Annotated in this window: 15 protein-coding genes; 13 read left to right on the forward strand and 2 right to left on the reverse strand. The window is 56.2% G+C overall.

From position 1 onward, the window contains the following. Positions 1-21: 21 nt before the first annotated feature. Entirely contained in the window at positions 22-840 is an 819-nt protein-coding gene (gene dapB / locus ACOTTU_RS08260; RefSeq protein ID WP_425657249.1) for a 4-hydroxy-tetrahydrodipicolinate reductase, read from the reverse strand. An 89-nt stretch (positions 841-929) separates the two neighbouring features. Here dapB and rbfA point away from each other — a divergent pair, with 89 nt between their 5' ends. The 12 genes from rbfA to ACOTTU_RS08320 all read left to right on the forward strand — a co-directional run bounded on the left by rbfA (position 930) and on the right by ACOTTU_RS08320 (position 11055). Then, positions 930-1343: a 30S ribosome-binding factor RbfA gene (gene rbfA / locus ACOTTU_RS08265; protein ID WP_425657251.1), complete on the forward strand. Its 414-nt coding sequence runs from the start codon at positions 930-932 to the stop codon at positions 1341-1343. Further along, positions 1340-2080, forward strand: coding sequence for a phosphodiester glycosidase family protein (locus tag ACOTTU_RS08270; RefSeq protein ID WP_425657252.1), 741 nt, complete (start codon positions 1340-1342; stop codon positions 2078-2080). Before rbfA ends, ACOTTU_RS08270 begins: the two co-directional genes overlap by 4 nt. Before the next feature lie 90 nt (positions 2081-2170). Then, positions 2171-3082 carry a tRNA pseudouridine(55) synthase TruB gene (gene truB, locus ACOTTU_RS08275; RefSeq protein ID WP_425657253.1) on the forward strand — a complete coding sequence of 304 codons (912 nt, stop codon included), beginning with the start codon at positions 2171-2173 and terminating at the stop codon, positions 3080-3082. A gap of 187 nt (positions 3083-3269) precedes the next feature. Further along, positions 3270-3758: a hypothetical protein gene (locus ACOTTU_RS08280; protein ID WP_425657254.1), complete on the forward strand. Its 489-nt coding sequence runs from the start codon at positions 3270-3272 to the stop codon at positions 3756-3758. 80 nt (positions 3759-3838) lie between these two features. After that, a complete protein-coding gene (locus tag ACOTTU_RS08285) occupies positions 3839-4360 on the forward strand; it encodes a DUF1643 domain-containing protein (RefSeq protein WP_425657255.1) in 522 nt (173 codons plus the stop codon). 65 nt (positions 4361-4425) lie between these two features. After that, positions 4426-5190: a hypothetical protein gene (locus tag ACOTTU_RS08290; RefSeq protein WP_425657257.1), complete on the forward strand. Its 765-nt coding sequence runs from the start codon at positions 4426-4428 to the stop codon at positions 5188-5190. 188 nt (positions 5191-5378) lie between these two features. Next, the gene (gene rpsO / locus ACOTTU_RS08295; protein WP_011566963.1) at positions 5379-5648 is read left to right on the forward strand and encodes a 30S ribosomal protein S15; all 270 of its coding nucleotides are present in this window, start codon (positions 5379-5381) and stop codon (positions 5646-5648) included. Positions 5649-5799: 151 nt separating this feature from the next. Further along, a complete protein-coding gene (locus tag ACOTTU_RS08300; RefSeq protein ID WP_425657259.1) occupies positions 5800-6390 on the forward strand; it encodes a LysE family translocator in 591 nt (196 codons plus the stop codon). A gap of 71 nt (positions 6391-6461) precedes the next feature. After that, on the forward strand, positions 6462-6890 hold the full coding sequence (locus ACOTTU_RS08305; protein ID WP_425657261.1) for an ion channel: 429 nt from the start codon (positions 6462-6464) through the stop codon (positions 6888-6890). Positions 6891-7188: 298 nt separating this feature from the next. After that, positions 7189-9327 (forward strand): polyribonucleotide nucleotidyltransferase, encoded by a 2139-nt coding sequence (pnp, locus tag ACOTTU_RS08310; RefSeq protein WP_298915551.1) that lies wholly within the window; start codon positions 7189-7191, stop codon positions 9325-9327. A 148-nt stretch (positions 9328-9475) separates the two neighbouring features. Beyond that, complete coding sequence (locus ACOTTU_RS08315; RefSeq protein ID WP_425657264.1) at positions 9476-10495, forward strand: SGNH/GDSL hydrolase family protein; 1020 nt, start codon at positions 9476-9478, stop codon at positions 10493-10495. Between the two features lie 101 nt (positions 10496-10596). Continuing rightward, positions 10597-11055, forward strand: a complete 459-nt coding sequence (locus ACOTTU_RS08320) for an Lrp/AsnC family transcriptional regulator (RefSeq protein ID WP_425657265.1) — start codon at positions 10597-10599, stop codon at positions 11053-11055. 32 nt (positions 11056-11087) lie between these two features. Here ACOTTU_RS08320 and ACOTTU_RS08325 read toward each other — a convergent pair whose 3' ends face one another. Then, positions 11088-11741 (reverse strand): peroxiredoxin, encoded by a 654-nt coding sequence (locus tag ACOTTU_RS08325; RefSeq protein WP_298915559.1) that lies wholly within the window; start codon positions 11739-11741, stop codon positions 11088-11090. A gap of 164 nt (positions 11742-11905) precedes the next feature. Between ACOTTU_RS08325 and ACOTTU_RS08330 the strand changes: the two genes are divergently transcribed. Then, on the forward strand, positions 11906-13333 hold the full coding sequence (locus tag ACOTTU_RS08330; RefSeq protein WP_425657267.1) for an aldehyde dehydrogenase family protein: 1428 nt from the start codon (positions 11906-11908) through the stop codon (positions 13331-13333). Positions 13334-13421 lie beyond the last annotated feature (88 nt).

The raw sequence follows: 13421 nt of genomic DNA on the forward strand, positions 1-13421 counted from the left end.
AAAAATCGTGATGTCGGCAGTTTACTGCTTGGAAAGCCCCAGCACATCCAACATGTCGTAATGACCGGGGTCTTTATCAATGGCCCAAAGTGCTGCCTTCAAAGCGCCGCGCGCAAAGACCGAGCGGTCCGATGCCACATGGCGCAGCGTGATCCGCTCACCGGCTGCGGCAAATAGCACATCGTGCTCGCCGATGATGTCGCCCCCGCGGATTGCAGCGAATCCGATCTCGCCGCGGTTGCGCGCGCCGGTGATGCCATCGCGGGCCCTGTCGGAAACATCTTCAAGCACCACGCCGCGCCCTTCGGCGGCGGCTTCACCGAGCATCAGCGCAGTGCCCGATGGCGCGTCAACTTTCTGGTTATGATGCGCTTCGATGATTTCGATATCGTAATCGTCATCCAGCGCCGCCGCCACGCGTTTGGTCAATTGAACCAACAGATTAACCCCAAGGCTCATGTTCCCGGCCCGTACGATCACGGTTTGCCCGGCCGGGCCAGACAGTTGTTCAATCTCGTCAGCCGTCATACCGGTTGTCCCAATCACATGTGCAACACCTGCTTTAGCTGCCGCGCGCGCAACCGCGATTGTGGCGATCGGCGCAGTAAAGTCGATGGCGACATCGGCGCCTTGCAGCGCTTGGGCAATGTCATCCGTCACGGTGACGCCCGTTTGCGCAGCGCCCATGGCGGTGCCTAGATCACATCCAACCCACGCATGCCCCGGACGTTCCACCGCACCGATCAGATGCGCCTGTTCCGAAGCCGCAATTGTCTCGACCAGCATCTGCCCCATGCGACCAGAGACACCTGTGACGACTATTCCCGTTGACTTGCCCACGCGACACTCCCTTGCGATGCAATCATGGCTCCTGCTTATCGCGCGGCAGCCCGCTTGGCAAAGCCATGATGAAGCCTTAGATGGAACACATGGGAAAGAACAAATTTCACGACGGCCCCGGCCCTTCACAACGTCAACTGCGGGTTGGGGAAACGATCCGCCGTGCGCTTGCAGATGTGCTGGCGCGCGGTGATGTACACGATCCGGATTTGAACCGCATGTCGATCACCGTAGGCGAGGTGCGAACTTCCCCCGATCTGAAGATCGCCACGGCCTATGTGCTGCCACTTGGCGGTGATGGACGCGATGAAGTCATCGGATTGCTGGCGCGCAACAAGGGTGAGTTACGCCGGATCGTATCCAAAAAGCTGTCGCTGAAATTCGCGCCCGACCTGCGGTTTCAACTCGATGAGACATTTGACCGGATGGATGAGACACGCGAAATGCTCAACCGCGCCGAAGTACGGCGCGATACAGCGGCCGAGGAGACGCCCCCTGAATGATGCGGGCACTCTGGCTGGCTGGTCTCTTTGCGGTGCACGCACAGAGCGTTGACGCGCTGGAGTGTGCAGCCGTCGATTTTGACGGTTTACGTTACACAGTCTGCGAAGTGGATGCCACTACGGACGATCTTGAGCTTTTCCTTTTTGATGACGCAGGCGACCCGCTGGGACAGTTTTCGACCATTAATCGGGTGTTGGCGCCACAGAACAAGCGCCTGGCCTTTGCCATGAATGCGGGCATGTACCATGAGGATCGCGCACCCGTTGGTCACTATGTTGAAGATGGCGTCGAAATCATGCGGGTGATAGACAGCGCCGGTCCGGGGAATTTCGGGTTGCTGCCAAATGGCGTTTTCTGTTTGCGCCCGGGCCGGGCCGACGTTTTTGAAACCAAAAAATTCCTGGCGGAAACACGGGGCTGCGAGGATGCGTCGCAATCTGGCCCGATGCTGGTCATCGACGGCGCATTGCATCCCCGGTTTCTCGAAGACGGCACGTCCAAATACATCCGCAACGGGGTTGGCACCTCCGCGGATGGAAAACGCGCGGTTTTTGCAATCTCCGATGAGCCGGTGAATTTTCACAGTTTTGGCCGCTTGTTCCGCGACCATTTGAAAACACCCAATGCACTTTATTTTGATGGCAAGATCTCCCGGCTCTATGCCCCATCGCTGGACCGCAGCGATTTCGGTTTCAGCCTGGGACCCATCGTCGGTGTCGTTGTCGCCGACGAGTGATGCGCTGAATTGAGATGCGGCGCGTAGTTTTCGCTGGCCGTCCAGGCAAAGGCGGGTTATCGCGCCAATCGCAAGAAAATCGAGGACACCATGGCACGCAGACGCAAAGGCAGAGACATTTCCGGGTGGCTGATCGTGGACAAACCAGCAGGGCTCACGTCTACCGCAGTTGTGAACAAGGTCCGTTGGGCGCTGGATGCCAAAAAGGCAGGTCATGCGGGGACCTTGGATCCTGACGCGACAGGCGTTTTGGCCGTTGCCCTTGGCGAAGCCACCAAAACGGTGCCCTACGTCACCGATGCTTTGAAGGCTTATGAGTTCACCATCCGACTGGGACAGGCCACGAATACCGATGATGCCGAAGGGGAAGTGATTGCCGAAAGCGCGCAACGCCCGGATGATCAGGACATCAAGGATGCGCTTGGCGCCTTCATAGGCGATATCGAACAGGTGCCCCCGCAGTTTTCCGCCGTAAAGATAGACGGCGAGCGCGCTTACAAACGGGCCCGCGACGGTGAGACGATGGAGATAGCTGCCCGCCCGCTCTACGTGGAGAGCCTGTTGCTCGTTGATCGACCGGACGCGGATCATGTGACGTTAGAGCTGGTTTGCGGCAAGGGGGGTTACGTGCGTTCGATCGCGCGCGACCTGGGTAATGCGCTGGGGTGCTTTGGCCATGTAAGGGAGTTGCGCCGGATCTGGTCGGGCCCCTGGGACGCCGAAGACGGGCTATCGCTTGAGCAAGTCGACGACATGGCACGCAGTCCCGCGCTCGACGCACATCTGCACCCTCTTGAGGAAGCTTTGACGTCCTTGCCCGAAGTCAAAGCCACGCCGGAGGGCGTCACACGCCTGCGCAACGGTAATCCCGGCATGGTTCTGACAACGGATGTCGAATATGGCGATGAGTGCTGGGCGTCCTATGAAGGGCGTGCCGTGGCGGTCGGGCGCTTCAAGTCCGGCGAGCTGCATCCAAGCCGCGTAATCAATATAGAGAACTGATTGGTTCCAAATATTTCAATTTGTCGCATTCCTCGCGCGGATGTCACCAAAACCATTGAATTGTTTCAGAATTTATTACGAAACATCACAGCTGGGTAAGCCCTGCGTGAGGCCTCTCCAAAGGGTCGGGATTTATCGCCATATCGGGATCAGACGCATGAACCCTTTCCCAACGCGGAGCTCTGATATGAAACGCACTGTCCTTACCCTGCTGACCGCCGGCGCATTTGCCACAATCGCCTTCGACACCTTTGGTCAAGCGCTCAGCCCCCTCTTTGGCTACGCAAAGCTGGCCCCTGTCGGTCTTGCAGGTGCCACGCTCAAGTCTGTCTTTGGAGCGGCCCCTTCCGGCGCGGCCTATATGTTGCACACGGTCACCGGCTTGCTGTTCTACGTGATCGGATATTTTGCCATCGCCCGCCCCGTTCAACGCGCTGTTCTTCCCCAGTTGCACTGGAGCATCACCGCAACCGTATACGGCGTCGCTCTCTGGGCTTTTGCCCTTTACGGCATGGCGCATCTGGTGGCAGGCATGAAACCTTTCCTTGGTTTCACCGGCATCACCTGGGTCGCGCTCTGGGGTCACATCGTTTACGCGCTGGTGGCTGCAGCCGTTCTTGAATTGCGCGGTGAAGTGCTTGATCTGCCACGCAAACGCGAAGTCGCTATCGGCTAAAACACACCCAAAGTAAGAATGAGGCCGCCGTTGCCTAGGGCGGCCTTGTTCTATTCGAAGCGTGCTGGCATGACACGGCCATGAAGGTCAGAACGCATCAGGACAATAACATTTGGTCGGAAGCCGCCTACTCGGATTGCGGCAACTACAGATACCGGTTGACGCGGGTCTGGGACGAGACACGGCCCAAAGTGAACTTTATCATGCTGAATCCATCGAAAGCCGACGAGATTCGCAATGACCCAACCGTCGAACGCTGTCAGAGACGGGCCGAGCATCTGGGGTTCGGGGCTTTTCGTGTCACGAATATTTTTGCCTGGCGAGACACGGATCCAACAGCAATGCGCCGCGCGAAAGAACCGATTGGCCCTTTGAACGACGCGGTATTGCGCGCTTCCGCGTTATGGGCCGATCAGGTGATTGTCGCCTGGGGCGTTCATGGCGCGCACCAAGAAAGGGGTAATTCTGTTGCCGATTTACTGTCGGAATTGGACAAACCGCTTTACCACCTGGGCCTTTCAAAGGAGGGGCACCCAAGACACCCGCTCTATCTCGCCTATTCAAAACTCCCTGAAATCTGGGCGAGATCGGACCAGCGTTAACCGATTGGTTAGAATTTCGGCCTAACAACAGGCGATCGCTTGTGAGGGTGAAAAGACCAATTCGCATGCGAACGGGTAAATACGTTAACGAGGGTTTCGTCATGTTGTGGTTGGCCGGTTTGGTAGGTCTGGCAGGGGTAGGAGCGGCATCGTTTGTCGCAATCCAGCCGGGAGAGATCGATGAAGATCAAGACGACGATGCCCTTGAAGACACTGAAATCACGTTGGAAACCGGCGACTTGCTGACACAGTTCGACACATTGGATATTTCTCACATCTCCGGTGACGCATCCGCGGATGTGATCGCTGGCACTGAGCAAACGGACTACATTGAAGGCGGTGACGGCGATGATCAACTGGGGGGCAGCGCAGGCTCGGACCTGATTTTCGGCGGGCTCGGCAGTGATGTTCTCAACGGTATCGTAGATGATCCCGATACGGTCGGAATCATGGATACCGACGAAGGTGACTACCTCAATGGGGGCAGTGGTGACGATATCCTCATTCTTGGAGAAGACGACATTGCTGCGAGCGGCGAAGGCAATGATGACTTCTTGCTTGGGGATTGGATCACGCAAGGCAACGGCGCGGAGATTCTGGACTATGAGCCAGAGCACGATAGCCTCATGCTGGTGTGGGATGATACCAGTATCAGCGCCGACGAACCGGATGTCACGGTTGACCCGGATCCCGACGACCCGGAAGTCATGCACATATCGATGAATGGTGTCAGTGTTGCTGAAATTTACGGCGACACCGAATTGAGTGTGGCTGACCTGACACTCATCCCCTTGAGCTCTGCAGAAGCGATCGGGCTGGAGCCCGCTTAATTCAAAGAGGTCCGGCCTCTTCTATTCCGACATCAGCAAGGATGATTCTCCGTTTGCCATTTCCGGCAAACGCGCCTATACGCGCATCGCCGAAGGGAATCTCCCCAAAGCTACTTCTCCATGGGCCTACGCTGGACGACATCCCGGCTTGCGCCATTCCCGTAACTCTTTTGAAAAAGGAGACCCCGATGTCGATTACTGCTGAAGAAAAAGCACGCGTCATGAAGGAATTCGCCACCAAAGAAGGCGACACCGGTTCGCCTGAGGTGCAAGTCGCCATTCTGTCGTCGCGCATTGCGACCCTGACCGAGCACTTCAAAACACACAAGAAAGACAACCACGGCCGCCGCGGTCTTCTCAAGATGGTGGCCACGCGCCGCAAACTTCTTGACTACACCAAAGCCAAAGATGAAGCCCGGTATCAGGACCTCATCAAACGCCTTGGCCTGCGCAGATAACGATCTGTTATCCGAACATCCGGGTGCCTGCCGTTTTTAGAAAACTACCTCATCAGCCCGGAAAACCCATAAAACCACGCCCGCATCGGCGTGGTTTTTCTTTGTGTGGCGCCCCCCTTTACCTCCTCATAAGGTCCATTAGGTTGCGCGCATGCTGACTTTTGCTGCTGCTGTCTTTTTCCTCATGGCAACACCCGGGCCCGGTGTTCTTTCGACGGCCGGCGTGGGCGCTGCATTTGGCGCGCGCGCCGGTGCCAGATACGTGACCGGTCTTTTCATTGGCACCAACCTGGTCTGCCTTGCCATCGTAAGCGGTTTGACAGCCGCCATTTTGGCAGATGACCGACTGCGTACAATCCTCTTTATCGCTTCAGTCGCCTACCTCTCCTACTTGGCTTGTCGCATCGCATTTGCCGGCACCAAGATCGCCTTTATCGAACGTGCCAGCCCGCCCGGGATCATCGGTGGCATCATGTTGCAAGCCATCAATCCAAAAGCCTATGCGGTAAACACCACGCTATTTACAGGTTTCGGTTTCTGGCCTCAGAACCTTGTCTTCGAGATCGCGCTGAAATTTCTGATCGTAAATGCCATCTGGATTCCGATCCATTTCAGTTGGCTCTGGCTTGGCATTGCCTTGCGCAAGATGGACCTGCCTGCAAAAAGCCAGCGCGCTATCAACGTTGCGATGGCTCTTTCAATGATGGCCGTCGTCGTGCTGGCCACACTCTCCCAAGTCTAACGCGATTGGACAACATCGCGCTGACACCTTAGACCATCGGAAACGTCGAACCAGCGCAGACCTGAACACCTATGCCCGTCCTATTCCAAATCATGTTTGGCAGTGCTGTGCTTCTCGTCTGCTCATTGCTGCATATCCTGATCGTTGCGCGTCTTGTACGGTATCTGCGCAACCATGATCACTTTGCAGAACATCGAAATACGCGGCATCAGATTCTGACGGTCTGCGCTCTTTTCCTTGTGCTGCTCTTCTCGCACACCCTTCAAATCTATATCAGCGCGTTTTCTCTGTGGGCCGCTGGCGCGCTGCCTGGATATGAAGCGCCTATCTATTACGCATTGGTCACCTACACGACAGTGGGTTACGGCGACGTGGTTCTCGATCCTGGTTTTCGGATTGCTGGTGCGATGGTTTCAGTCACCGGTATATTGATGTTCGGCATGACAACAGCCTTTGTTGTCGGTTTGTTTTCACGAATCCTGGGTGAAAACGCCCCCTGATCGATAGCACCATGGCGCGAGGATCAGTTTCAGAAAGTTGTACCAACAGTTCGGAAACGGAAACCTTCTGCACGGATTTCGGCAAACGGTATTTTTGCAGGCAGTATCGCTGTGATTGCTGGCATGAATTGGTTTGCCTGAAGCGCACGGCGTCTCTTTCCAATACTCTATTTCTCGTGTACGTACCCGCAATCTGAAAGCCGGCGCCCGGACCTCAGCGCCGCCAAAAGAAGATACCGGGGTCAGGGGGAATACGCCCCCTATGCAAATGGCCAATGGGCCAACTTGAGGAACCTAGATGTTCAACGAAACGAAAAAGTCGATGCAGTGGGGCGAAGAGACGCTCACACTGGAAACTGGAAAAGTGGCCCGTCAAGCGGATGGGTCGGTGATTGCAACGCTGGGCGAAACCAGCGTCATGGCAAACGTCACCTTTGCCAAGAAACAAAAGCCGGGTCAGGATTTCTTTCCACTGACCGTGCATTATCAGGAAAAATACTACGCCGCCGGCAAAGTGCCTGGCGGTTTTTTCAAGCGTGAAGCGCGCCCAACTGAAAAAGAAACACTGACCGCACGCCTGATCGACCGTCCGATCCGCCCGCTGTTCGTACCGGGCTTCAAAAACGAAGTGCTGGTAATGTGCACCGTGCTTTCCCACGATCTGGTCAATGATCCCGATATGGTTGCGATGATCGCGGCCTCCGCCGCGCTGACGATTTCCGGCGCGCCCTTCATGGGCCCGATTGCCGGTGCCCGCATCGGTTTCGAGGATGGCGAATACGTTCTGAACCCGACCGTCGATGACATGCAGGACCTGCGTCTAAACCCGGAACAACGTCTGGATTTGGTTGTCGCTGGCACCAAAGATGCTGTGATGATGGTCGAATCCGAAGCTTACGAGCTGACCGAAGAGGAAATGCTGGGTGCGGTGAAATTCGCACATGAGCAAATCCAACCGGTGATCGACCTGATCATCAGCCTGGCAGAAGAAGCGGCCAAAGAGCCCTTCGACTATCAGCCTGCGGATTATTCCGAGCTGTCTGCGGCCATCGCCGCTGCTGGCGAAGCAGACATGCGCGCGGCTTTCGCGATCTCCGACAAGCAGGAGCGCACCACCGCCGTGGCCGCCGCCCGCGAGAAGATTATGGCAGCGTTGAGCGAAGAGCAGGCAGAGGACCCGAACCTCGGCTCCGCGATGAAAGGCCTTGAAGCCTCGATCCTGCGCGGCGACGTGGTGAAAACCGGCAAGCGGATCGACGGACGGAAAACCGACGAAATCCGTGACATCGTCTGTGAAACCGGCCTTCTGCCCCGCACCCACGGGTCTGCGCTGTTCACCCGCGGTGAAACGCAGGGTCTGGTCGTGACCACGCTGGGCACTGGCGACGATGAGCAATTCATCGATGCGCTGCACGGTAACTTCAAATCCAACTTCCTACTGCACTACAACTTCCCACCCTATTCGGTTGGTGAAGCGGGCCGCGTGGGCCCTCCAGGTCGCCGCGAAATCGGTCACGGCAAACTGGCGTGGCGCGCGTTGCAGGCGGTTCTGCCCGCAGCCACCGACTTCCCCTACACCGTCCGCGTGGTCTCCGAGATCACCGAATCCAACGGCTCGTCTTCGATGGCGTCGGTCTGCGGTGGATCGCTGTCGATGATGGACGCAGGTGTACCGCTGAAGAACGCGGTGGCCGGTGTGGCCATGGGTCTGATCCTGGAAGAGGACGGTTCTTACGCGATCCTGTCCGATATTCTGGGCGATGAAGACCACTTGGGCGACATGGACTTCAAAGTCGCAGGCACCGAGAACGGCATCACCTCCTTGCAGATGGACATCAAGGTCGCGGGCATCACGCCCGAGATCATGGAAAAAGCGCTGGCTCAAGCCAAAGACGGCCGGATGCATATCCTGGGTGAAATGGCAAAGTCCATCACCGGTGCAGCGGACTTCTCTGTCCACGCACCCCGTATCGAGACGATGCAGATTCCAACGGATAAAATCCGCGAAGTCATCGGCTCCGGCGGCAAGGTCATCCGCGAAATCGTGGAAGTCTCGGGCGCGAAAGTGGACATCAACGACGAAGGCACCATCAAGATCGCGTCTCCGAACGGCGATTCGATCAAGAAAGCCTACGACATGATCCACTCCATCGTAGCCGAACCCGAAGAAGGCATGGTCTACACTGGCACCGTCGTGAAGATCGTCGACTTTGGTGCTTTCGTGAACTTCTTCGGCAAGCGCGACGGCCTCGTGCATGTCTCCCAGATCGAGAACCGCCGCCTGAACCACCCGTCGGATGTTCTCAAGGAAGGTCAGGAAGTTAAAGTCAAACTTCTGGGCTTTGATGACCGCGGCAAGGTGCGCCTGTCGATGAAGGTGGTTGATCAGGAAACTGGCCAAGAGATCAAAAAAGAGGAAGCGACAGCAGACGAGTAATCACTGCTTGATCTTCGAAGACTCAATTACCCCGGCCATCGCGCCGGGGTTTTTTTGACGTAGCGTCCTGATAAATTGCCGCAGGGTCATCCTGTGCAGCCACCGAAACAGTGCTAATTTCTCCCAAATAGGCTTGGGAGGGCCAGTTATGAAGACAACAGCTATTGCAACGACAATCGCGCTCGGCCTGGCGACAACGGCGCAGGCCAGCACATTGGCAGACACTTTCACCAGCTACTATGCGTTTGGCGACAGCCTCTCGGATGATGGGAAAGCGGGTCCGGGATTTTTATCTGCACCCAGCCTGGACGGGCGATTTTCAAACGGGAAAGTTTGGACAGAGTTCCTGGCAGACGATTTCGAAGCCGCTGGCAAGAACACTCAGAATTACGCGATTGGCGGAGCAACTGCCGGTCCGGTAGCCGCGCCTCGGACACCGATTTCCACATTTGCAGGTCAGATTCAGGCATTTTCCGCGAATCTTTTTCTGGACGTGCCCGTGCCGCCATTTTTCGACGCTATTGAGCCAGGAAATAACCCCCTTGTCTCCGTATGGTTCGGTGCAAACGATCTGTTCAACACGCTTGCGGGTGATACCCGTCTGGAGGACGCTCGGAATGCCGCAAACCTGCTGACCCAACAGGTCGAGAGCATTGCCACATCCACGCGCGGACTGTTCGACGATTTCATCATTCCCAATTTGCCCGATCTTGGACTTACACCCTCATATGCTGTGTTCGACGCCGACAATCAGCAGAACGCCACCGACGCAACATTGGCGTTCAACAATCAGCTTCAAAGCAACATCGCTGACCTGCAAAATGCCGGGTTGAACATCTACACGGTCGATACGTTCGCCTTGTTTAACGATGCTCTGAATGATCCTCTTGGCCCGGAAGGTATCTATGATTTTACTAATGTCACCTTGCCCTGCACGATCAGCTTCGCAAACGATCTTGGGCCAAACTGCGTTACCGACGGTGGGTTGACCCTGGAACAGGTGAACAGTTTCCTCTTTGCTGACGCGGTCCACCCGACATCCGCCACGCATCGCATTCTGGCGTCAGAGGCGCGGGCCGCTGTCGTACCGGTTCCAGCCTCCGCGCTATTGTTCCTCACAGCCTTTGGCACAATCGGCGTTATGGCGCGTCGCCGTCGCCCTATCTAAAGCGACTGTAAACACAAACGGGAATGCCTCAGCGATCGCTGGGGCTTTTTTGTTTTATCTGCGCCAGCTATTGTCACAAGAAATCCCAACTGAGCGGAAAAATGAAAATATCAGCTTCGGATCAGCGATTATTGCGGGAAATTCAACGCGATTCGGGGCTGTCGCTGGCACAACTCGCCGAGCGGTGTAGCATGGCACAAAGCACCGTCTGGCGCAGATTGCAGGAATTCGAAAGTGCAAAGCTCATCCGTGCGCGGGTGGCTTTACTGGACCCCAATCAGCTTGATTGCAAATTGAGTGTTCTGGCCGCGATCACACTCACCGACCACTCAGAAAAGACGGTTTCCGGGTTCGCCAGTCTGATCGAAGGCCATCCCGAAATCGTCGAATGCTATGCGACTTCCGGAAAGGCTGATTACCAATTGAAGATTCGCGTGGCAGATGTCGAAGCCTATGAGAACTTCATGACCCATACACTCCTGCGCAACGCGATTGTTCGCGAAGTGCATTCGAGCTTTGTTTTGAAAGAGCTTAAATCGACAACCGAATTGCCACTTTGAGGCGGCGCAATACACGCCGCCCCAAGATCAGGTTATTGGGGTGCTTTCGTGGTCCGCAGGTAGGGCAAGATCTTGTTGAACTCACCAAATTTTGCCTTTGCGTCCTCATCTGACACAGTTGCAGGAATGATCACATCATCCCCGACATTCCAGTTGGCAGGCGTTGCAACGCCTTTGCCGATGGACATTTGCAGTCCGTCCAATGCCCGCAGGACCTCGGCAAAGTTCCGACCCACGGTCATCGGGTATGTCATCGACAGCTTCAATTGTTTGTCGGGCCCAATGATGAAAACCGACCGCACCGTCGCACTGTCTGCGGGCGTGCGACCATCGGGCAAATATGCCTCGGCTGGCAGCATGTCAAAAGCCTTGGAAACCTCAAGGCCATCGTCGGCGATGATCGGGAAACCGGCTTTTGCGCCGCCGAAGGTTTCAATGTCACCTTTCCACTTCTTGTGATCCTCGACGCCGTCGACCGAAACACCGATGACTTTGGTGCCTCGCTTTTCCCATTCGTCTGCCAGCTGCGCCACAGCCCCAAACTCGGTTGTGCATACCGGCGTGAAATCTTTGGGGTGGGAAAACAAAATCGCCCAGCTGTCGCCAATCCAGTCGTGCAATTGAATTGTGCCTTGGTCTGTTTCGACCGTCAAATTCGGAACGGTGTCGTTGATGCGCAAGCCCATGGTGTCCTCCGGTGCAATGCTAACAGTATCTAATGTTCGTTAACCTAATACGTTCGCGCGCGTCTTTCATCCCCTCTCTTGCAGAGGATCAAACCCAGTGACAGAGTGCCGCGAATCCACGCTACACCGCACCCCGCGGTCCCAAAGGAAAAAGGAGAGAACCCATGTTGGAAAAACGTGATTTCTACATCAACGGTCAATGGGTCGCCCCCGCAACGGCAAATGATTTTGCTGTGATCGATCCGTCGACCGAAGAACAATGCGCCGTTATTTCTCTGGGCGATCAGGCGGACACGGATGCCGCAGTCGCTGCTGCGCGTGCGGCTTTTGACAGCTGGTCCCGGACGAGCAAGGAAGAACGCACGGGCTTGATGCGGCGTTTACTTGAAATCTACAACGCGCGCTCCGATGAAATGGCCCGAGCCATGTCGATGGAGATGGGCGCGCCGATGGAACTCAGCCGCAACCAGCAGGTGGGCGCGGGCAGCTGGCATCTGGATGGATTTCTCAAGGCCTTCGAAGACTTCAGCTTCGAGCGCGATTTCACATCGACGGAAAAGACCTTGCTGGAACCGATTGGCGTTTGCGCGTTGATCACGCCCTGGAACTGGCCAATGAACCAGATCATCCTCAAGGCCGTTCCAGCCATGGCGACGGGCTGCACCATGGTCCTCAAACCCTCGGAAATTGCACCATTGTCCGGCCTGCTCTTTGCGGAATTCGTGCATGAGGCGGGTTTTCCTGCCGGTGTTTTCAATATGGTCAATGGCGACGGCGCGGGTGTTGGCAGCCAGCTATCCGCACACCCGGAGGTCGATATGGTGAGCTTTACCGGCTCGACCCGCGCCGGCATCGCCATTTCGAAAGCCGCAGCAGACACGCTCAAACGCGTCAGCCTTGAGTTGGGTGGAAAGGGCGCCAACATCATTTTTGAGGATGCGCACCCTAAAGCAGCAAAATCCGGCGCGGTGCGCTGTTTCCGGAATACCGGTCAATCCTGCAACGCACCCACCCGGATGCTTGTGCATAAATCACGCTATGACGAGGCTGTCGAAATGGCGGCGGAAACGGCCATGGGCACACATGTCGGCCCGGCATCCGAAGAAGGTAAACACATCGGCCCGGTTGTCTCAAAGGCGCAATTCGACAAGATTCAGAAGCTCATCGAGGTTGGTATGGGTGAAGCGCGCCTCGTGGCGGGCGGCCTGGGTCGTCCGGATGGACTCAATCGCGGCTACTACGTCAAACCGACAGTCTTTGCGGATGTTACCAACGAAATGACAATCGCCCGCGAAGAGATTTTTGGCCCGGTTTTGTCAATCATCCCGTTCGAGAGCGAAGAAGAAGCAATCGCGATTGCCAACGATACGCCTTACGGCCTGACCAACTACATCCAGACCGAAGATGATGAAAAACGCCGCCGCGTCGCAAGACGTCTGCGTTCAGGAATGGTCGAAACCAACGGACAGGGATTTGCACAAGGCTCACCCTTTGGTGGATACAAACAATCCGGAAACGGCCGTGAAGGCGGGACTTATGGATTGGAGGAATTTCTCGAAGTCAAAGCCGTCTCTGGCTGGGCGGCCGAATAGGAAGACACTTCTGCGGGAATTGCGACCGCAGAACCTCCAACAAAAAACGCCGCGGTTTCTGCCGCGGCGGTTTCTATTTGCCAATACC

The sequence above is a fragment of the Roseobacter sp. EG26 genome (assembly GCF_049830555.1).
Lineage (GTDB): Bacteria > Pseudomonadota > Alphaproteobacteria > Rhodobacterales > Rhodobacteraceae > Roseobacter.